Source organism: Levilactobacillus suantsaiihabitans (assembly GCF_004745505.1).
Taxonomy (GTDB): domain Bacteria; phylum Bacillota; class Bacilli; order Lactobacillales; family Lactobacillaceae; genus Levilactobacillus; species Levilactobacillus suantsaiihabitans.
On the sequence record NZ_RKLX01000002.1, the window covers coordinates 82,129 to 101,992 of the forward strand.

The 19,864-nt window shown below is 53.7% G+C and carries 18 protein-coding genes and 1 tRNA gene; 7 read left to right on the top strand and 12 right to left on the bottom strand.

Annotation, left to right across the window (positions count from 1 at the left end; all coding sequences use genetic code 11):
• Positions 1–90 precede the first annotated feature (90 nt).
• The 5 genes from EGT51_RS01990 to EGT51_RS02010 all read right to left on the bottom strand — a co-directional run bounded on the left by EGT51_RS01990 (position 91) and on the right by EGT51_RS02010 (position 4,837).
• On the bottom strand, positions 91–933 hold the full coding sequence (locus EGT51_RS01990) for an aldo/keto reductase (RefSeq protein WP_135367134.1): 843 nt from the start codon (positions 931–933) through the stop codon (positions 91–93).
• Entirely contained in the window at positions 930–1,358 is a 429-nt protein-coding gene (gene arsC, locus EGT51_RS01995) for an arsenate reductase (thioredoxin) (protein ID WP_135367135.1), read from the bottom strand. Before arsC ends, EGT51_RS01990 begins: the two co-directional genes overlap by 4 nt.
• A 17-nt stretch (positions 1,359–1,375) precedes the next feature.
• On the bottom strand, positions 1,376–2,692 hold the full coding sequence (locus EGT51_RS02000) for a replication-associated recombination protein A (RefSeq protein ID WP_135367136.1): 1,317 nt from the start codon (positions 2,690–2,692) through the stop codon (positions 1,376–1,378).
• Positions 2,693–2,769: 77 nt separating this feature from the next.
• Positions 2,770–4,506 (bottom strand): DUF2075 domain-containing protein, encoded by a 1,737-nt coding sequence (locus EGT51_RS02005; protein ID WP_135367137.1) that lies wholly within the window; start codon positions 4,504–4,506, stop codon positions 2,770–2,772.
• 10 nt (positions 4,507–4,516) lie between these two features.
• A complete protein-coding gene (locus EGT51_RS02010; RefSeq protein WP_135367138.1) occupies positions 4,517–4,837 on the bottom strand; it encodes a nucleotide pyrophosphohydrolase in 321 nt (106 codons plus the stop codon).
• Positions 4,838–5,099: 262 nt separating this feature from the next.
• Here EGT51_RS02010 and EGT51_RS02015 point away from each other — a divergent pair, with 262 nt between their 5' ends.
• The gene (locus tag EGT51_RS02015; RefSeq protein ID WP_135367139.1) at positions 5,100–6,182 is read left to right on the top strand and encodes a family 20 glycosylhydrolase; all 1,083 of its coding nucleotides are present in this window, start codon (positions 5,100–5,102) and stop codon (positions 6,180–6,182) included.
• Between the two features lie 68 nt (positions 6,183–6,250).
• On the opposite strand, the gene EGT51_RS02020 is transcribed toward EGT51_RS02015, so the two are convergent.
• Together EGT51_RS02020 and EGT51_RS02025 are read right to left on the bottom strand one after the other, a co-directional pair.
• On the bottom strand, positions 6,251–7,186 hold the full coding sequence (locus EGT51_RS02020) for a restriction endonuclease (RefSeq protein WP_135367140.1): 936 nt from the start codon (positions 7,184–7,186) through the stop codon (positions 6,251–6,253).
• 126 nt (positions 7,187–7,312) lie between these two features.
• On the bottom strand, positions 7,313–8,275 hold the full coding sequence (locus EGT51_RS02025) for a helix-turn-helix transcriptional regulator (RefSeq protein ID WP_135367141.1): 963 nt from the start codon (positions 8,273–8,275) through the stop codon (positions 7,313–7,315).
• A 385-nt stretch (positions 8,276–8,660) separates the two neighbouring features.
• Between EGT51_RS02025 and EGT51_RS13140 the strand changes: the two genes are divergently transcribed.
• Complete coding sequence (locus EGT51_RS13140) at positions 8,661–10,388, top strand: phosphatase PAP2 family protein (RefSeq protein ID WP_135367142.1); 1,728 nt, start codon at positions 8,661–8,663, stop codon at positions 10,386–10,388.
• Between the two features lie 123 nt (positions 10,389–10,511).
• Here the strand turns inward: EGT51_RS13140 and EGT51_RS02035 are convergent.
• Positions 10,512–10,583, bottom strand: a tRNA-Arg gene (locus EGT51_RS02035).
• A 51-nt stretch (positions 10,584–10,634) separates the two neighbouring features.
• The gene (locus EGT51_RS02040; protein ID WP_135367143.1) at positions 10,635–10,961 is read right to left on the bottom strand and encodes a hypothetical protein; all 327 of its coding nucleotides are present in this window, start codon (positions 10,959–10,961) and stop codon (positions 10,635–10,637) included.
• A gap of 140 nt (positions 10,962–11,101) precedes the next feature.
• Here EGT51_RS02040 and EGT51_RS02045 point away from each other — a divergent pair, with 140 nt between their 5' ends.
• From EGT51_RS02045 to EGT51_RS02055, 3 genes are all read left to right on the top strand, one after another.
• Entirely contained in the window at positions 11,102–11,551 is a 450-nt protein-coding gene (locus tag EGT51_RS02045; protein ID WP_135367144.1) for a MarR family winged helix-turn-helix transcriptional regulator, read from the top strand.
• 27 nt (positions 11,552–11,578) lie between these two features.
• The gene (locus EGT51_RS02050) at positions 11,579–12,226 is read left to right on the top strand and encodes an NAD(P)H-hydrate epimerase (RefSeq protein WP_135367145.1); all 648 of its coding nucleotides are present in this window, start codon (positions 11,579–11,581) and stop codon (positions 12,224–12,226) included.
• A 266-nt stretch (positions 12,227–12,492) separates the two neighbouring features.
• A complete protein-coding gene (locus EGT51_RS02055; RefSeq protein WP_135367146.1) occupies positions 12,493–13,047 on the top strand; it encodes a M15 family metallopeptidase in 555 nt (184 codons plus the stop codon).
• A 255-nt stretch (positions 13,048–13,302) separates the two neighbouring features.
• Here EGT51_RS02055 and EGT51_RS02060 read toward each other — a convergent pair whose 3' ends face one another.
• Complete coding sequence (locus EGT51_RS02060; RefSeq protein ID WP_135367147.1) at positions 13,303–13,929, bottom strand: LVIS_2131 family protein; 627 nt, start codon at positions 13,927–13,929, stop codon at positions 13,303–13,305.
• 166 nt (positions 13,930–14,095) lie between these two features.
• On the opposite strand from EGT51_RS02060, the gene EGT51_RS02065 reads away from it, so the two are divergent.
• Entirely contained in the window at positions 14,096–15,052 is a 957-nt protein-coding gene (locus tag EGT51_RS02065) for a linear amide C-N hydrolase (RefSeq protein WP_135367148.1), read from the top strand.
• Positions 15,053–15,210: 158 nt separating this feature from the next.
• Positions 15,211–15,684: a C40 family peptidase gene (locus EGT51_RS02070; protein WP_125575497.1), complete on the top strand. Its 474-nt coding sequence runs from the start codon at positions 15,211–15,213 to the stop codon at positions 15,682–15,684.
• A gap of 664 nt (positions 15,685–16,348) precedes the next feature.
• Here EGT51_RS02070 and EGT51_RS02075 read toward each other — a convergent pair.
• Together EGT51_RS02075 and EGT51_RS02080 are read right to left on the bottom strand one after the other, a co-directional pair.
• Positions 16,349–17,701: a DUF5776 domain-containing protein gene (locus tag EGT51_RS02075; RefSeq protein WP_135367149.1), complete on the bottom strand. Its 1,353-nt coding sequence runs from the start codon at positions 17,699–17,701 to the stop codon at positions 16,349–16,351.
• A 369-nt stretch (positions 17,702–18,070) separates the two neighbouring features.
• Positions 18,071–19,681 carry a putative polysaccharide biosynthesis protein gene (locus tag EGT51_RS02080; protein WP_135367150.1) on the bottom strand — a complete coding sequence of 537 codons (1,611 nt, stop codon included), beginning with the start codon at positions 19,679–19,681 and terminating at the stop codon, positions 18,071–18,073.
• Positions 19,682–19,864: the final 183 nt, after the last annotated feature.

The window sequence follows — 19,864 nt, forward strand, 5'->3', positions numbered from 1 at the left end:
GGCTGCCTGTTGGCGCACGTTTCGACTATGTGGCGGTAAAACGAAGAGCCCAGGAAGGTTTATCCCATCCCAGGCCCCACAACTATTCACTTAATCATCATGCACCTTAATCTGTAAGATCCGGTCCACGTCGGCGGCCGTTTGCACCGGCACCTGGTGCATTTCCAGTGCCGTAATGGCCACCATGTCGGTTGGCAGTAGCTCGAAGTCTCTGACGGCCAGGTTTTCTTGCAGACGGTCGGCGTGCGTGGACTTGGGAATCACCACGATGCCCCGCTGCAGGAGCCAACGCAAGGCAATCTGCGCGGGTGTTTTGCCATACTTGCGGCCAATCTTTTGCAAGACCGGATTGGTGAACAACCCGTTTTGTCCCTCCGCGAACGGTCCCCAGGCCTCCGGTTGCATCTGGTGGGCTTGCAGGTAGCTAACCGCGGCGGTTTGTTGGCGAAAGACGTTGATGGGAATCTGGTTGACTGCGGGCACCACGTGGTTGAAGTGGGTAAACGCCGCCAACAACGCCGGGGTGAAATTGGACACGCCGATAGCCCGAATCTTTCCGGCCGCGTAAAGTTCCTCTAAGGCGCGCCAGGCGCCATAGACGTCGCCGATGGGCTGGTGGATCAGGTATAGGTCCAGGTAGTCTAACCCCAACTTGTCGAGTGAATCTTGAAAGCCGCGCTGTGCGCCGTCGTACGTCATGTCCTGCACCCACAGTTTAGAGGTCACGAAGAGGTCTTCGCGCGGCACGCCGCTGGCTTGAATGGCGGCCCCGACTGCGGTCTCATTGTGATAGGCCGCAGCCGTGTCGATCAGCCGGTATCCCAGCTGCAGCGCGGTCTCCACGGTGGCCTGCGTTTCGGCCAAATCCCAGACCTGAAAGACGCCTAGGCCCAGTTGGGGCATGGTGACGCCGTTGTTTAAGGTCACGGTCATTGCGGTGACGCCCCCAATTCGCGAAGCAAGTGCGTCACCCGGGTCTGGATATCGTCACGGACCTGCCGGAAAGTGGTCAACACCGCGGCCTCATCGCCGGTCGCCTGCGCCGGATCGGCCAGCGGCCAGTGACGCCGCTCCACGGTGGGCGGCGTCATGGGGCATTTATCGCGCGCATCCCCACACAGCGTGACTACCACGTCGCTGCTGTTTAAGTAGGCGCGATCAATTAATTTCGAGGTGTGTTGGGAAATGTCGATGCCCACCTCGGCCATGACTTGGACCGCCCGCGGATCTAATCCGTGCGTTTCCACCCCCGCACTGGCAATCACCCAATCACTGGGTGCCAGCGCTCGAGCGAAGCCTTCTGCCATTTGGCTGCGACAGGCATTGCCCGTGCACAGAAAGTAAAGTTGTTGCGACATGCTGATCACTCCTTTATTTAACTTTGATGTTCTTGATGCCAGCGTTTGATATAGGCCAGCCGTTCCTTGAAGCGACCCTCACGCCCCTGTTCAGTCGGTTCGTAGTACACGTGGCCCTGCAAATCGTCCGGCATCGTCTGCATGTTGGTCAATTTGTCCTGGGTATCGTGGGCGTACTGGTAGCCCTTGCCGTAGTTCAGATTTTTCATCAGCTTGGTCGGCGCATTGCGAATCTGTAGCGGCACTGGCTCATCGCGGGTCTCCTTGACGTCCTTCTTGGCGGCCAGCCGCGCCTTGTAAATGGCGTTGGACTTGGGCGCCAGCGACAGGTAGGCTACGGCTTCGGTCAAATGAACGTCGCACTCCGGCATCCCCAGAAATTGACAGGCCTGAAACACGTTGACGGCCACGTTGAGCGCGTTGGTGTCGGCCAGACCAATGTCTTCGCTGGCAAAGCGGACCAGGCGCCGCGCAATGTACAGCGGATCTTCGCCGCCTTCCAGCATCCGCGACAGCCAGTAAATGGCCGCGTCCACGTCGGAGTTGCGCATCGACTTGTGTAGCGCGGAAATGATGTTGTAGTGTTCCTCGCCGGTCTTGTCGTAAAGGACGAATTTCTGCGTAATCAGCTGTTTTAAGTCATCCATGGTCACGGTGACCTGTTGGCCGGACTTCTGCCCATTCAACACGGCCATTTCCAGCGTGTTCAAGGCGTTGCGCGCATCCCCATTGGCAAACTCCGCAATCGCCCGCAGTTCGTCGCCACCAATCTTCACGGTGACGTCGAACCCGTCCGGATTGTTGAGGGCATTGGTCAATAGCTGCTCGATGTCGCTGGTCTCTAAGGCTTTGAGCACGAACACCTTGCAGCGAGACAACAGCGCCGAATTGACCTCAAAGGACGGATTCTCGGTCGTGGCGCCAATCAGGATGATGCTCCCCCGCTCAACGTACGGCAAAAAGGCGTCCTGTTGGGCCTTGTTGAAGCGGTGGATCTCGTCGACGAAGACGATGGTCTGCTCGCCGATCTCCCGGTCGCTTTCGGCCTGGTGCATGATCTTCTTGATTTTACTGATGCTGCTATCAACGGCACTGAAGCTGAGAAAATTGGCCTGCGTCTGCCGGGCAATGATCTCGGCCAACGTGGTCTTGCCGACACCCGGCGGCCCCCAGAAGATCATCGACGAGACTTGGTCATTTTCAATCAGTTCCCGCAGAATCTTCCCGGTCCCCAGCAAGTGCGTCTGCCCCACGAACTGGTCCAGCGTCCGTGGCCGCACCCGGCTCGCCAGCGGCGTGTTTTGATTATTCGCAAATAGCGACTCTTGTTCCACGTGAAACACTTCCCTTTTAGGTCCATGATACCTTGTTTTGGGGGAATCCGACAGTTATTAAAACTGGGGCGTAACAGCTAGCGTTGTGCCTGAGCAGCCAGTAACGCGGCCTGCAAAGCTTCATCGACGGCATAAATATACAAGCCATTGACGCCCCGCGTGAGTAAGACGTTCAACTCATGGGGCAAGAGTTGGTCGGCCACGGAGATTTTTTGCTGCTGGCCGTTGACATCCTGCACCGTGCGTTTCTTAGTCACTTTGCTATTTTGACTGGCACTCGGATCAAACACCACGTGGCCGTCGCGATACTTCACGGATGGCCCAATGATGACGCCACTGTAGTTCAGGTCGAAGCCTTGAATCGTAAACGTTGACCCAACTTCGCCCAGCGTCTGTTCCTGTTCCGCCCAGGCCAAATGCTTGGTCCACCGCGGCTGACCCTTGGGCGCTTTGAGTTGTTTGTTCCACGGCAATTTCAACTTACCGACCGTCACGTAATCGATCTGCTTATTCGTAGATGAGTACGGCCAATCAAAGGTCGCCAGCATCCGTGACAAGCCGTGTGTTTGGTCCTGAGCCTTGGTTCGAATGGCGTCATACATGGCTACGGGATCCGTGAACACCTGCAAATCGTAGTTCTCGTCAGCGGGCACGGAACCCACGACGCCATCTTGTACAAAATGGATCAACCAGTCCTGCGTCGCCTGATTAGCGTTCATGCGTAATTGATGTTTGAGGGTGATAAGACCGCCCTGCTGGTCCGCGCGACGCTCCAATCGCTGCACCTGGTCGGCCGAAATATAGCCTTCCCGACTGAGAATCTGGCGCTTGTCAAAGACCGCCACGACCACCTTAGCTCGCGATAAAATGTCGTCCCACTGATTCTTACCACGATAAGATTGCTTACCTTGTGTCCATAAGAGATGGGCCTCGTCGACTAAGACCACATCGACTTGGGTATTTTTAGGATCATTGATGAAGGTCGTGGGCTTGCTGACATGGGTGACCGGGATGCCGAGTTTCTCCGCAATATTTTGGTAAACCTTGACCTGCTCATCGTGATTGACCAGTAGGTAATTTTGTGCGGCATGATAGGCCGTGTAATTCTGGTCTTGCCCCAGCTGCCAGAGCTGATAGAACAGCGAACTCAGTAGAACCGTCTTGCCGGACCCCGCCTCGCCTTCCACTAAAATCAGCTGGTGGCCCTGTGTTGCTTTGAAGGCCGCCTGAATCTTGCGCAGGATTTTTTCACGCGCATGGTCCTGTTCGCGCGTCAGGCTATGAAACGGCGAGGCTTTGAACAGCGCCGAATCCCGGACGATGGCTTCAATCGGAAATAAGTCGGCGTCGTAATCATGCAGCTTCCGCCAAATAACCGAGAAGATGGCGTTCTTTTCGTTAGCAGTGTAGTACTTATTTTGCTGGTTTTCTCGCCGATTATTTAGGCGCTTAACGCTGGGCACCCCTGACATGTACAGCATCATGCTGTTTTCGATATCCATGGTCAGTGATTTATTGAAATGGGGATGGCCGATGACGACTAGCTGCGAATTTGGACTTTCCGCTAGATATTTCCAATCCTGACGCGTCGCTGGGTCGATTTCCAGATGTTGCCAGGTCCGCTGCACAATATCGTTGGTCTCCCCCACGTAAACTTGATAGTCGTGTGCTTTTTGCTTGTCGTAAACGATGTAGACTGTCGGGTATTCCAGCAACAGCTCGACCCGCTGACCCGAGACCTTCTTTTTAATCTCAGTCGATACCCGTCCGTCAAAATCAACTTTTTGAACTTCAGGTCTTTCCACCTTTGCCATACTGCCACCTCTAGTCTTGGTCAAATTTCCAATGGCGATGCACGTTGATATCGTGTTTCTGTTGGACCAGCTCGTTGGGCGTGACGCCGAGCTGGTCACACATGTAATACGCGTAGGTCAGGACATCCCCTAGCTCCAGCTTCAGGTCAGCGATTTGCTGGTCACTGAAGAACTGCCGGCTATCTTGCCAGAGAAATAACTCGTTGACCTCTGCCACTTCCACTGACAACGCTCGGGCCAAGGCCGGTAACGTATGGTACTTCTCCCAACCCCGTTGATGCCGAAAGTCCCGTAATTCCTGAATCACTTGCGAATAGTCTAAATCAGCCATGTTGCGCGTCCCCCTGTCAGTTTGATTAGTTGGTCAAATTATACCATTGGCGGGATCGGTTTGAGAATAGCTTTTGCTTTGCGTTCAGCTTCCCATTATTCAACCCAACCACCCCCCTGACAAGTCATTTCCACCACCCCGGTCAAAATTCCAAGCCATCCCCTCGAAATCTGACCGCGGGCAAGCTATCTCGTTGACCTGGCGTACCCAAAAAAGCTATGCTAATCTCATCAATCAAATTCGCTTTTGGAGGGGGTTCACCATGCACAACAAATTACGTTTCGGAATCTGGCTGATGGCGGTGCTCAGCGTTCTGTTGGTCTTCGCTCGACCGACGCAAGCCCAGGCTGCCGCTAATCCCAGTGCCTTTGCCAATCGGCAGGGGCTGTTGATCGACCTTGGGCGCCATCCGCTGTCGGAACCAGACCTCCAGCGGGTCATTCAGGCCGCGGCGGATCAAAAATTCCATTACGTCGTTTTACACCTGAGCGACAACGAGCACCTGAGTTTTCAATCCAAATACCTCAAAAATAAGGCGACTAAAACCGTCCTGTCGCCCGCGGCCCTCAAGCGCTTGGTGAAATTCGCCAGCGCGCGTCATGTTCAGTTGGTTCCGGCGCTAGACGTACCCGCCCACACCGGGGCGTTATTGCGGCAACTGAAGAAGACCCATCCGAAAGACTACCGGCGCGTCAAGCTAGACAGTCAGTCCTTGGACTACACCCACAAGGCCACCGTCACGCTGGTCAAAAAGCTCTATCAGGAACTCGACGCCAGTTTTAAAAACCAACCCCAACGGGCCCTACTGTTGGGCGCCGACGAAGTACCGGGTACGGACAACATGTATCGGCAGCTGACCACATTTATCAACCAACTTAATCAATTTCAGAATAAACGCGGCTACACGACCATCGTCTGGAACGACTCGTTGCTCAAAAGCCAGCTCAAAAAGCTCAACCGCAACATCGTGGTCAACTATTGGTCGCAATCTGGCAACCGTGCCACGACCAAGGCGCTCACCAATCGCCGCACCAAGCGCGTTTCCGTGAGCGACCTTCTGAATGCCAAACGGACCATCGTCAATGCCAACAGCTACGCGACTTATTACCAGCTGCAGTTCATCGGCAACGCGGCCAACGACCAGTATTTCATCGACTACCTGCGTGATGCGTACCGCCCGTACTTTTTCAATGAAATCAACGCCGCCGGCCAAAACCAGGACCGGACCTACGAACCCCGCGTCACCACGACTGGCACGTTGGTCAGCCTCTGGGGCCACGACGCCCAGGGCGTTCAGACCAGCGCAATCGTTGACTTTATCCATAAACTTACTGTCCCTAAATAAAAGAGACCGAACATTGTGTTCAGTCCCTAACGTTTCTTGATGACACTGGCGGTTGGCCGGTGCCATTTTTAATCTTCAAAGAAGTCTTGATCAATCTCAAATATTTCTAATTGTTGCTTCACCTGAACGCCGACGTGGTACTGCAACATCAGCTCCGTCAGCTGAATGCCATCAACTAACACAATAGAAAAGCTCTTCGCCGTCTCAATCGCCTTAGCAGAGAAACTAGAAGTGGTAATGAACACACCACGATCGGCATGGTATCGCGACAGCGCGCCATAGAAAGAATCGATGGCGGGGCGTTGGACTGTATTGGCCTCTTCGTAGCGTTTCGCTTGTACGTAGACCGTACTGGTCCCCAAGGCATCTTGATTAATAACGCCGTCAATGCCACCATCATTACTCAACTGCGTGACCCACGACGAGCCATTTGGCCCCTTATACCCCATGGCGCTCAGCAATTTGACCACTAAATTTTCAAAGAAGGCAGGTTCTGCCTCACGAATCCGCTGCAACAAGTTAGTTGCTACTTCGTCATTGTAGGCGTTCACCTGTTGGGTCAATTGGTCAATTGTTGCCGCCTCATCGTCTGTTTCCGGCACAACCGTGTCTTGCTTACGCTGACGCCGTTCTGCCAGGTCGCGCTCATGCTGGATGTACAGCGGTTGTTGATGCATGAGTTCACGTGTTACCGGCACACCAGACTGCGCAATCTGTTGGCCTAGCTTGGAAATGGCATAGTAACCACGTCGCGTCCGCCGTAATATCCCGGCAGTCGTCATTTCGCTAACAGCCCAGCCTGCGCGATTCTCAATAATATTTTGCTGGTTGGGGTAGGTGAGTTGGCGTAAATCCGCTGGTAGCTGCAAATCATCCGCCACCGCTTCATTTAATTTTCTCCCATGCCATTCCGGCTTGGTAGCGACTAAGGCTAACACGCTAGGACCTAATGCATCCCACGTGGGTAACCCATGTTTACCGATTTTCAATTGGTGATAATCCATGGCTGACGCGACCTTTCTACTTGTTATCAGGTTTATATTTTCATTATAAAAGATTCATCCCCAAAACACGATTACTTTGTCGCAACCACATAAAAAGCCTCCTGGCAAATGCCAAGAGACTCAGCTTTAATAATACCGCAACGCCTTCACCAGCTCGCGTTTCACCGCCAAGGCCAGCTTCTGGGGTGCCTTGACCTGAATCTGGGCGCCCTGGCTCATGACCCACAACAAGGTTCCCCGTGAAGCCAGATGGTCGCCCTTGATGATGACGCTACCGTCATCTTCCCAGCTGGTGATGCGCGCGTTGGGCAACTGATCCAGCGCCGTTTGCGGGTAGCCCCAGTACCGGAATTCGTACGGCGTATCCGTCGTCCCGGTCAGCAAGTGCGTCAAGGAACCAGTCGCCAACCGTTGGGCATTCGGCGCTGTCATGCCGCTATCCTGGGCCACGTGGGCCTCCTCAAAGCGATCTAAGCGATAGTTCAGGCTCTTGTCGCGGTCCGGCAGATACATCACCACGTAAAAGTAGAAATCAGCAAAGTACACACTCAACGGAATCCCGGCGCCGGACTGGGCAATCGTTTCGCCCTGCCGATTGGGCACGCTACTGCGGTAACTGAAGGCAATCGGCGTTTGGTGCGCAATCCATTTGGAAAAACTCCGCAACCGTGGCAAAATCTCGCGGTCACCGTTGGAAAACAACGGCGTGTAGTCCTTCAAGGTCTGATCGATCAGTTTTTCCACCAACGGCTGATCGTCGGCCGTGACCAGTGCCACCAAATGGTCCTTGACCCGCAGCAGCTCCGTTGTCGTCAACGAGCGCGTGCCAATCACCATCTTGAGCAGCGCCAGGACTTCTTCGGTCGCCAGCGTACTACCCTTGGCCAGATGATAGCTACCGGTCGTGGTATCGTGCTGCATCTGGTAATCCGCCTCGCTTACATTGACTGCGTCGCGAATCACCTTGATGTCGCGTTGTAGCGTCCGTTCCGTGACCTGGTAATGGTCCGTGGTGGCCGCATCAATTGCAATTTTTTCACCATTGATTAGTTTAAGTAAGATATTGATCACACGCTCTTGACTCTTCATCGTCACCCTCCTAAATCGTTGCCGAAACGGCCCGGCTGTCAGCTCGTAACTGCCATTTCCGCTTGAATAAATTCAGTATACCGTGTGGGGGTGTCACCATTTGTCGCTCGGAAAAATTTGTTGGCGTTGTGCGTCTGATTTTTCAATTTTTTTGACTGAGGTCGTTTAACCGTAGTGACTAACTTTATTTATAAATCTATAAAAACAAGTCATTATTAATCCAACAATAATCAGTTATAAATATATTTAATGGTATGTATCGATTTTGTATCGTTCACGTACAGGTTTGGTTAAGCCGCCCATATCACGCCGCAAGTCAGGTATGATGGTATCTGCAACACGAAATGAAAATCATACCTCTCAATGTGAAAGGCGGAAAATTTCCATGAAAATCAGACAACGTCCTTGGACCAAACGCGCCGCGGCCATTATCTCACTGGTCGCCGTCACCCTCCCCCTGGCAACCAACGTGGCCCACGCCAGTACGGCCGCACAATTAGCGCCGCAACGAGCAATTTACGGCTACTTTATGGATACATATAAACAAAACGTCTCGACCTACAAGACGGCGGCCAACAATCCCATGATTGGCATGCTCGCCGAATTTTCCAACTACTATGCCGATGGCAAAAATCTGAACAAAGCGTTAATGAAAGAAAACATTGACAAATCAGCCCAAATCACGCAGACGCGTACCCCAGCAGAAGAAGAACGTTCCTACTTAACCGACCGTCGTGACCTCCGATACAGCGTTATCAACGCCCTCGGTCCCTATGCACCCGCATTCATCAAAAACGCAAGCGCCCAAACGCCTTACCACACCATGCCCAGTACACCCGAACCGGTCAACCAAAAGCACGCCCACGTTAATTGGGCCGATGAATACTCAAAGCTAGGCCCCATTGTAGCTTTCATGAACCACAACTCCTACACGGCCTACTCCAACACCGGGATCGTCAAGAGTATCGTTCGCTACAAACGGCCTTATCGTTGGAGCAACGAGGTTAAACCGTTGCCCGCCCTGTCAAAGATTATGGCCGCAGCACCCGCCACTGATTTTGACTTTGCCAGCGGCCACACCACCACCGGCTTCGAGGACGGCCTGTCGCTAGCCTATGCCTTCCCTGAAAGATTCCAAGAACTCCTCACACGTTCCTCGGAAATCGGCCTCGACCGCGTCATTGCCGGCCGCCACTCCCCGCTTGCCGTCATGGGCGGACGAATGGCCGGTACCGCCGTCGTTGCCTCGGCCTTGAACAACCCCAGCAACCAACAAATGATGAAGCAAGCCTACGATGCCGCGCATTCCGACGCCTTACTAGGGAGCAAGGATTCAGCGGTCCACGATGACTTTGCCGATTACCAAAAGAACCGGGAAGACTACCGTTACCGCATGACTTACGGCTTCAAGCAAATCGGCAACCCTAACGTTGATATGCACGTACCCAAGGGGGCCGAAGCCTTGCTGGCTACCCGACTGCCTTACCTGACTGACACGCAACGTCGTGATGTTCTCTTTACGACGGGAATGCCTTCTGGCTATCCGTTGATGGATGACGCCGAAGGTTGGGGCCGCTTAGACCTTTTCTCCGCCGCCAGTGGTTATGGAAAATTCAACGATGCCGTAACGGTCAAGATGAACGCTGCCAAGGGTGGCTTCAATGCCCAAGACAATTGGCGTAACGATATCTCCGGTAAAGGGGCTTTGATCAAAGCCGGTAGTGGCGCACTCCAATTGAGCGGCGACAACACTTACGCTGGTGGCGCGACCGTCACGGGGGGAACCCTGCAATTGGCCTCGGCAACGGCCGCTGGTAAGGGCAACGTTCAAATCAATCGCGGTCAGCTCCAGTTGTGCGCGCAAAAAGTCACCGTCAAGGGCCGCTACCAACAGGCTAAGAGCGGTCAATTGACCCTGGCCAAGAATGCCCACTTAACCATTAAGAAGACGGCCAAATTAGCCGGCACATTAAAGCTAACTGGTGGCCAACTGAAGAATGGTGCTAAACTACTGACTTTCCGGCATCACCAAGGAAAGTTCACTCACGTCACCGGCTTACCAACGGGCTGGCACGTGGTCTACACGACGCATGCGGTCAAATTAGTAAAATAAGTTCAACTCAAAAATCCAGCGGCCACCTTAATTCGGTGCACCGCTGGATTTTTTGACTATCTGTCATCCCAAAAGAAAAGGTGCCCATCAACCGGCACCTCATTCCCAACACTATCCAATTCATGCGCCCCCCGAGAGTCGAACTCGGATCATGAGGACCGAAATCTCATGTGCTATCCATTACACTAAGGGCGCCCAACGCCTTTATTTTAGCGCAATATTAGTTCGATGACCAAATAATTTCACTTACCGTGCACCCGACGCCTTGATGGCCTGTTGCTCCAAATAATCTTCCGTGGCGTCCGCATTTTGCCGGAAATCGGCGATAAACGTGTCGCCCTGAGGCGCTACCGTGGCAGTCTGTTCGCCGTTGATGTCGGTGACCGTCAGCTGTTCCCCCGCCCAGGTCGCCGTATCGTAGTGGCCGTCTTCGATTTGGTCCAAGACATTTTGGAAAATGTCCAGCACGGCCTGGCGAATGATGGCGTCCTCCGTCACGTCTTCACCGTGTTGCTTTAACTGTAACTGGCGCAGCTGCACCTCATCCATATCCGTTGGTACTTGAATAAACATCATGGTACCTCCCATAATTAGTTTTATTGCTATTCTAGCACGTTCCGGTAAAGAATAGAGGCAAAGCGTTATCCTTCTCACAAATCTGGTGTAAACTAGGGGTATGTAAACGACTATGACTTTAGGAGGTGGGGCGACTCATGGAAGACTCGATACTGGACTTTACCACGAATTTGGCCATCCTCCACCGGCAATTTCAGCGGGCAATGAACCAAATTCTGGAAGCCGACGAAATGCCCATCAACATCACAGAATTTTACCTGCTAGTGCTGGTCTCCGAAACCAGCCAACTCAATCAACGCAAGGCCGCTTGGACCATGGCGGTCGACGAGGGCTTGATGGCCCGCATGGTGCATCACCTGGTCGACCTGAAATTGTTACAAAAGGAAACGGACCCGGATGATCGGCGCAATCGCCGACTGACGCTCACCACCGATGGTCAAGCGCTGGTGAAACAGGCCATTACCGTGTTACACGACTGGTGGCAACAGGTCACGCCCACCGATGCCGACTTCGACTACGCCGGTATTACCGCGCAACTGCAGCTGCTGTCCTCACGCGTTTTGCGTGACCAAACGGAGAGTCACTAGCCCGATTTTTCACGAGGAGGGATTTGTATGAGTAAAGCCATTACGATTGCCGAAGCCCAACGCTACGACGCCCACACGATTGACGTGATTGGCATCCCGGCGCTGGTGCTCATGGAACGGGCGGCACTGGCCACCTTCAACAATATTTTAAATGATGATTTCGACCTGACCCGCGTAGTGGTCGTCGCCGCAACCGGGAACAATGGTGGCGACGGGATTGCGGTCGCGCGGCTTCTGAAGATTCGCGGCATCGACGTTGAAATTTATCTGCTGGGTGATCCGGCCAAAGCCACGCCGCAAACGACGCAACAGCTCAAGATTGCCAACTACTACAACATCCCCATCACCAGCGACCTCAACCACATCGTCAACGCGACCGTGATTGTCGACGCCATCTTCGGCGTGGGCCTGTCGCGGGCGGTCACCGGCAAATTTGCGGACGCCATCAATGCCATTAACGCGGCCGATGCCAAGACCGTCGCCATCGACGTACCTTCTGGCATCAACGCGGACACCGGCGACGTGCTCGGGGTCGCCGTGGTGGCGGACTCCACCACGACCATGGCCTACAACAAGATTGGCCTCTTAACGACAGTGGGCAAGCAACACGCCGGTACCGTTCACGTGGCCGACATCGGCATTTACGCCCAAGACCGGCTGGAACACGCACGGTGATTGGACGGTCGCCTAACCAACCGCGAGAATTAACTTAGAGAAAGACCATGATACGAGTAAAATGGGATTTGCGAGAGCTGAGTGACTTTCGTGTTTCCCGACTAACGACTGACCGCCTAGCGCGGCTGGTCGTTTTTTCTGGGACAAATTTGACCCGCACTTTGCCGAGGCACTTCACAAGCTTTCCTAAAACAAACCCGGTATACTAGAAGTAAGGTGCAATCGCGCTTTTTAGCCGATTGTGCAATACACTTCGGAGGTGCCCCATGTCACAACTCGAAACTGGCTTTACCAACGTTCAAGCGCTGGACCCCAGCATCTTAGTCGACCTGCGCTATGCCACCACTGACAACTTTACCCATCACGTGATCTATGATTTCACGACCGCCATCGCGCGGACTGGCACGGCGAAAAAACTCGCCCAAGCCAGCGCCTTGTTGCGCGAACAAGGCTACCGGCTCAAAGTGTGGGACGCCTATCGTCCCGTACCCGCCCAAGAAAAACTCTACGAAGTCTACCCGGATCCGTCGTTCGTGGCCAAACCCAACCCCAATTTTTCTCACCAAAAGGGCGTGACCTTTGACGTGACCCTGTGCGACAGCGACGGCAACGAACTGGAAATGCAGACGCCGTTTGACGACTTCACGACCGCCGCTCACCGCGACCACCCCCGCACGGCCATCCAGGAGAAGCACTACCAAATCCTGAACCAGGCTATGGAGGCGGCCGGCTTCTTCGGCTACGAAAACGAGTGGTGGGATTACCGCGACACCCAGATGGACGACTACGAGCCCGCCGCCGCGGACCCCAACGACTTCTAGTCTGGGATTGGCGCCTGACCGTGCCAACTGTCTCCGGTAACGGCACGCGCATTCCACCTGCTGTGAGGAACGCCTCCAGCCTGTGAAACGGGCTTCCGGCTCAAAGCGAGGCGTCGAGACCGTCTCTTGGCTCGACCCGGCCGCCCTCAGCGTGCCAACGTCTCTCTAGCGAACGGTAGGCGGACTCACGGACAGTATTATTGACAACTAAAAATCGCCTGGTGCGCAATCAGTTTGTGCGTACCAGGCGATTTTTTAGTTGTTTTGCATGAATGAGTGATCCGGAATGCGAATCAGCGTGAAACGGTTGGCCAAGCGGCCGGCGTGCAAGCCGATGCCGTTGACGAACGACTTCTTGTAGGTCGTTTCGATGACGCCGACCCAAGCGCGTTGGTGGCGTTGATCGTACTTGGCGACCTTCTTGGTGTCCCACTTGTAGGCCGACGCCGGCAAGTTGATGGCCTTCTTACCCGCCGATACCGTGGCGTCCGTACTGCTGACCTGGTATTTTTCCCCTTCGGTCAGGTATGTATAGGTCTGAACCGGCTTCTTGCCCGTGCTGTTGTTGACGGTCACATAGTACGCCGACCCGTTGCCATCGCCGGTATTGATGACCAGCGGCTCGTAGCGCGTCGTTTGGGTGACCCGGTCGCCCAGCTGGTTGACGTTTTGGAAGAACGTCGTGTAGCTCATGCCCCCGAAGAATAACAGCCAAACCACTAGCTCAATCGTTGAAATGGTCAAGTTCCGCCACGAAAAACTGTGGTGTTCTTTCACGATCAATCGGATGCGGCGCACGCGCATGTCGTGGACCATCCAGACCAGCGTTACCAGGACCAGCAACCAAAGTGCCATCCCGACCAAGTTCCATGTCGATTTCATTTTCCCAGTTCCCTTCCAAAAATAATTCTCTTAATTATGGTACTTATTTTCGCTGATGATTCACCGGGACGGACCCACTGAACCGGTTCCCACCATAATGGTATACTTAAATGGATATTCTGCAACGTTAATTACCCCATTTTAGTTTTCAAAGGAGGAAACCCTCGTGTGTACTAGTCTAACCTATACAGCCGTATCAGGCCACCACTTTTTTGCCCGGACGATGGATTTTCCGACGACCACGCCCTGGCGCCCCGTCTTTCTGCCGCGTCATTACCGCTGGCGCACGGCACTGGGGGATTCGCGGACGACACAATACGCACTGCTGGGCGGTGGTCGGATCGCCAGTGATTTCAGCGCCTACCTCATGGCTGACGGCGTAAATGAAACCGGTATCACGTGTGCCGAACTCTATTTGCCCGGCGCCGTGGATTACGTCGATGACCCGGTAGCCGGCCGCGTCAACTTGACCCCGCAAGACTTCATCAACTGGGTTCTGGGTGAACACGCCACCCTCGCCGAAGTCGTGGCCGACCTGCCTCACGTTACCTTGGTAGGCCGCAAATGGGGGGCCGACCGCTATGTCTACCCCTTCCACTGGATTTTAAGTGACCGGCAGGGACAAACGCTCGTGATCGAACCCACCGGCGGCCCCCTGACGGCCCAGGTCAACGCCGCGGGAGTCTTGACCAACACGCCAGTCTTAGCCGCCCACCTGCAAAACCTCAACGATTTCCTCCAGGTTCCCGGCGCCACCTTTACCGCCGCCACGCAGCGTGCCGCTCAAGCCTACATCGCTAGTGGCGCGTCCCTGCCGGCCGGTCCCGTCCCTACCCGTCGCTTCGTCCACACGGCGGTGCGGCGCTGGGGCACCCCACTGGCACCGACCAGCGATGCGGCCGTGACCCAACTTTTTCGCTGGTTAGCAGAGGTCCAGTTGCCCTACGACCCGACGCGGCGGCACGAAGGCAACCACAATTACACCCATTACCGCGGCGTGATTGATTTAGACCGCCTCACCTACCACTTCATTCCGCGCACGACCCACCATTTGCAACAAATCACCTTGACCCCTGAAATGGCGGCCCACCGGCATTTTCCGCACGCCTATCCTGCTGACTGAGGTCAAATGTTGCAAAGCTTAAGATTACCTTTAATCCGATTGATATTTCTTTGAGACATTTCTGTAACAACTCCCTGATAGTATTAGTCATGTTGAAACGCAAGACGAAATCATCACTACTAAAAACTAATTGAAAAAAAGGGAGTTTGTTTACATTTATGAAGAAGACGTTGACTGATATTATTTTAACTTTGATGGCCACTGTGGCCTTTGCCATTGCCGGCTTTGCCATCACGCAACCAACTGATGCCAGTGCCGCTACCATGTCTTACGACAAGATCCACAAGGTTGCCAAGGCCCAATTAGGGAAGCCTTACGGTTGGGGCGCAACTGGTCCTTCCCGCTTCGACTGCTCTGGTTTTACCAGCTACGTCTACAAGAAAGGGGCTTCCAAGAAGATTCCCCGGACCGCTCAAGCACAATACAACAAGTACAAGCACGTTAGCTACAAGAACATCAAGAAGGGTGATTTGGTCTTCTTCGGTGGTTCCAAGCGGTCTATCTCTCACGTTGGGCTGTACGTTGGTAACGGTCGGATGATCGATTCTCAAAACCGTGGTGTTGTGACGGAAGCCGTTCACGCCCCATGGTGGCACGCAGTGGGTTACGCCCGCGTAGGTAATGTTGAATAATTAAGTCTCACCCACAGTTCCACACTTCATAAATGAAATAACTGTCTCCCCCGTCGTTGGTCGCGACGGGGGATTTTTGGTTTAAAAAAGCCTTGAAAAACAGTGTTCTCACTCTTAAAATTGGCAACCCAGGCCCCTACGTCAGCTAGGGTTCCGCCTGCTCTGGGGAACACCTCCAGCCTGAGGAGCGGTCTTCCGGTTCGCTTGAAAGCCTGGCTAAGTTCGCCAGTCTCTCAAGTCGTCCCACCCAGTAACCTGGCAAAAGACGCCAGCTAACTGGGTCGACACAGCCAGCTCCACCCTAGCTGCCTCCGGTAAATTCGTGATTATCAAGATAATTGTGTTAGTCAAGATTAAACCAAAAATTCACAGTCACTACGTCCTAAACCAATCACCACTAACACGACGTCAAATACTGCCTCGAGGCTACCCCCCCTATTCGACGAACGATGGTCAATCGGACTTTACTGGCCGCCCACTGTCACACCCAATATGGGCTGACACGTGCTCAGGCTTAACTGATCCTAGTCGACAGCGCCCTGCCATTTCAAAAGCCAACGCGTTATCTCTGTCTCCAACCCTTAGCTTAGAACTGATTAGACACAAAAACAGCGACGCCGGTTCGACAATCAGGTCGATTCTGCGTCGCTGCTTGGTATGCTTTCTATTTCACCCGCATGACCAACTTCTTATTGGCCGTGACGTACTGGCCGTTACTTAACGTGAAGCGGGTCGTCAAATGATATTGCTTGATGGCCGTCACTTTCAACGTCTGGCCGTGCTTAACGTGTTTCACTTGCTTCGTTAATTTCAGATTCCGGTAAACGTTCACGCCGGAGGGGTTGATCACTTTGATTTTTTTCGCTGTTTGGTGATAGTAAACTGGGGTGACAAAAGCCGCTCTAGCTGTGATGTACCCAGTCTTGCCGGCCGTCTTGCTGTGGTGATTGACGTCTCTGACCCGGTAGCGCCGCAAGCCCGCCTTGGACTTGGCGTAACCGGTGACCACAAACATCGGGCGTTGGGTCCGCTTCGTCTTGCGGTATTTCACGATGCGTTGGCGCTTCTTAAAGGTTGGTTGCTGGTACAGGTACAACGTCTTCAGCGCGTAGACGGCGGAACGCTTGGGAGCGATCGTGGCCGCGGCCGCACCGGTCAGAATCGGTGCCGCTTGGACCGTCAGGGTGACTGACTTGGTCTTGCCGTTGGCCGCCTTGAGGGTGAGGGTATAAGTCCCCGGCTGCTGCAAATCGGCCTTCCCGGTATCGACCGTCACCGGACTGTTCTGGCCGTCGCTAGTCGTCGCGTGCGCATTGAAGGTCGCCGCATTGACCGGGTCACCAACCGTTACGGTCGCGGTGTCATCGGCAGTCAGGCTGGACTGGTCGACGACAGCGGGCGTGGTAATGGCAGGTGTGGTGGTCGTGGTCGCTGCGCGTTTCTTCAAATAGATTTTAAAGGGTTGCTGGGTATGGTAACTCGTTATATCAGCGCCCTGCGTGTACGGATTGTCTAGGTCCAAAGAGAGTGTTTCGTTTTCCTCTTGGGTGATGCGGTCCGTATCAAAGACTAACCCACTAAAGGATTTAATGGACGCAATTCCCTGATCAACCAAGCCCTCTGCAGTTGCCTGGTCCATATCCGCAAAGACCGCTTGCATTTCCCTAACAGCTTGGGCCTTCAGCGCCGGCTGGTCAGCGTACTCAAAAAGAATATTGTACATATCAAGTATCGTATGGCCCTTAGCCAGAGCCGGATTTAACCCCGCCGTGTCGATGAAGTCCTTCACCGTCGTCTTATTGGCATCAGCGACTGAAATATTATTATGCGTCAATGTAACCGCTTCCTGAGTCGTGCCATCTGGTGCCACAAACTCCAGCGGCATATTAATATTATCAGTGTGATGTATATCCGCACGTGCAGTCTGCTGGTTGCCAGCAAATATCCCCAAGGCTAATGACACCAACAGGATACCAAGGCCGGCCAAAATACGTTGTAACATTCTTTTATTTAACATCTTAATCACCCCTCACACTTACAGTATAACGCTCAAATAATTAATTTGTTAGTTTTGTTACTGAATTTTTTATGTTGTCCAGAATTTATTGATGGTATTGTTAGTCAAAATAACGATTATCAATCTGTATAGCCTCGTTTAAACGCCGTCACATCAGTGTTTTCAATTAAATGCTCTCTTTTAAAGAATGACAAAATAAAAGTTAAAATTAATCGCCAATCTAACAATTCGGCCCCAAATTTCTTGTTTTTATGAATGTCGTTCAGCTCGCATTTATCGTTTACACCTCTAACGATACTTGCAAAATAAAAAACGGCTCAAATCCGGCTAAACCAAATTCGAACCGTTATTTCACTCATCAAAATCACCCTACCGGCGCAAAGCCAGCTTGATCGGTCGTTTGAAAATCAATTGCGCGACGCCCAGCCGGTTGGCCAGGAGAATGTAGATGCCCAGCGTCACCAGGCCCAACACGCCCACGTAACCCATGGCGAGAAGCTTGCTGGTGAAGAACAGGTGGCCGAACGCCCATTGACAGCCGTCGACCAACACCGTGGCCACCACGGCAAAGATTAGATTCAACCGCGCGATAGGCCCAATTGCGCTCAGCCGGACCGCATAACTCCGCCGAATCAGCCGCCAGCTGACCAACGTGATCCAACCAAAGGCGATCCCGGTCGTCAGCAGCGCCCCGTATCCTTGGAACGCGTAGACGAACGGCAGTTGCAGCACAATTTTAATGCCCAATCCCGTCAACAGGTAGGTCGTGGCCTTTTTGCTCATCCGTAGCGCTTGGAGCACCGTCAACAGGTCCAGCGCCAGCCCGAGTACCAGGCTTTGCCAGACGTTGGCTACCAGGTAGGTCGCGCCGGCCCCGTCAAAGTTAAAGAAGATGCCGTAGGTTGGGTAGGCAAAGACGCTGACCAAGATGACCAGCGGCAACAACACGAACGTGAGCAGCTGAAAATTATTCGTCAACAAGGCGCTGATCTGCGGCCGGTTGCGTTGAATATCGGCCAATTTCCCTGCCAACAGTGGTAGCGACGTTTCCGCCACCGCCATGGCCAATGACACGATGACCGTCGTAATCTTGTTGGGATTGGCGGAGAAAATCGTGAAGACGTATTGGGTCATGGCCGCCGTCTGGTGCAGCATCCCCTGCATAATTTGCTTAAAGAACAACTGATCCACTAATTGACTCAGGGTAATCCCCGACCCCACGATGACAAACGGAATCGACTCGTAACCAATCATCTTGAGCAACTGTCCCGCAGCGTGTTGTTTACCCGCTTGGCTTTTGGCCGCTAACTGGCGGTATGTGCCGCGTTGTCGCCAGAGGTGCCCCAGCAGGTACAAATAACTGCCGACCGCCCCGACGAAGGCCGCGGCCACACTGATGAAGACGGCCTGCACGTAACTTTGATGCCAGACCTCGATCAACAGGTAGGTCCCGCCCAGAATCACCAGGATGCGAATGAACTGTTCCCACAACTGCGAAATGCCAAACGGCTTCAAGTCCCCGTTGCCCTGGAACCAGCCCCGCAAGATGCTCATCGATGGCAAAATGACAATGGCCGGCACCAGGCAACGAATCGCCGTGGTCGCATTGGCCACCGAACTCACGGGACTGTTGGCGGCAAGTACGGGCGCTAACCCGTACAACAGCGCGCCACAGATGACTCCGGACGCGACCATGAACCCAAATCCGGCCACGGCAATGTGTTTCGAATTTTGAAAACTATCTTCCCCATTAAAGAACGCCACGCGTCGGGCAATCGCGGACGGAAAACCCGCCGTTCCCAGCGCAATGAACAAGGCATAGGGCGTATACGCCGTGTTAAACAGCGCCTGCGCCACGGTTTGATGTTGCGGCGACCCAATCATCGCCAACCACGGAATCAGGTAAACCACCCCTAAGACCCGCGAAAAAATGCTCCCAAATGAGAGCCAAAACGATCCTGAAATTATTTTTTTATCCATAAAACTTGCTCTCACTCTTCTAGTCTAATGCGTCAAGCACCACTAGTCAGGATACACTTCTCACCTGGCGCTGTACATAACCAATGCCGGAACAGCGGTGAATTTTCCGGATACCTGGCAAACGCCTGGCGGTTGGCGGGGGACGATTGGGTTAGCTGCCGCCTGCCGTTGCGCGAAATCCAG

What these genes read in the sequence shown, in the direction of transcription:
- EGT51_RS01990 (WP_135367134.1), bottom strand. Translation starts at nt 933, where the DNA reads ATGACCGTGACCTTAAACAACGGCGTCACCATGCCCCAACTGGGCCTA.
- arsC (WP_135367135.1), bottom strand. Translation starts at nt 1,358, where the DNA reads ATGTCGCAACAACTTTACTTTCTGTGCACGGGCAATGCCTGTCGCAGC.
- EGT51_RS02005 (WP_135367137.1), bottom strand. Translation starts at nt 4,506, where the DNA reads ATGGCAAAGGTGGAAAGACCTGAAGTTCAAAAAGTTGATTTTGACGGA.
- EGT51_RS02010 (WP_135367138.1), bottom strand. Translation starts at nt 4,837, where the DNA reads ATGGCTGATTTAGACTATTCGCAAGTGATTCAGGAATTACGGGACTTT.
- EGT51_RS02015 (WP_135367139.1), top strand. Translation starts at nt 5,100, where the DNA reads ATGCACAACAAATTACGTTTCGGAATCTGGCTGATGGCGGTGCTCAGC.
- EGT51_RS02020 (WP_135367140.1), bottom strand. Translation starts at nt 7,186, where the DNA reads ATGGATTATCACCAATTGAAAATCGGTAAACATGGGTTACCCACGTGG.
- EGT51_RS02025 (WP_135367141.1), bottom strand. Translation starts at nt 8,275, where the DNA reads ATGAAGAGTCAAGAGCGTGTGATCAATATCTTACTTAAACTAATCAAT.
- EGT51_RS13140 (WP_135367142.1), top strand. Translation starts at nt 8,661, where the DNA reads ATGAAAATCAGACAACGTCCTTGGACCAAACGCGCCGCGGCCATTATC.
- EGT51_RS02040 (WP_135367143.1), bottom strand. Translation starts at nt 10,961, where the DNA reads ATGTTTATTCAAGTACCAACGGATATGGATGAGGTGCAGCTGCGCCAG.
- EGT51_RS02045 (WP_135367144.1), top strand. Translation starts at nt 11,102, where the DNA reads ATGGAAGACTCGATACTGGACTTTACCACGAATTTGGCCATCCTCCAC.
- EGT51_RS02050 (WP_135367145.1), top strand. Translation starts at nt 11,579, where the DNA reads ATGAGTAAAGCCATTACGATTGCCGAAGCCCAACGCTACGACGCCCAC.
- EGT51_RS02055 (WP_135367146.1), top strand. Translation starts at nt 12,493, where the DNA reads ATGTCACAACTCGAAACTGGCTTTACCAACGTTCAAGCGCTGGACCCC.
- EGT51_RS02060 (WP_135367147.1), bottom strand. Translation starts at nt 13,929, where the DNA reads ATGAAATCGACATGGAACTTGGTCGGGATGGCACTTTGGTTGCTGGTC.
- EGT51_RS02070 (WP_125575497.1), top strand. Translation starts at nt 15,211, where the DNA reads ATGAAGAAGACGTTGACTGATATTATTTTAACTTTGATGGCCACTGTG.
- EGT51_RS02075 (WP_135367149.1), bottom strand. Translation starts at nt 17,701, where the DNA reads ATGTTAAATAAAAGAATGTTACAACGTATTTTGGCCGGCCTTGGTATC.
- EGT51_RS02080 (WP_135367150.1), bottom strand. Translation starts at nt 19,681, where the DNA reads ATGGATAAAAAAATAATTTCAGGATCGTTTTGGCTCTCATTTGGGAGC.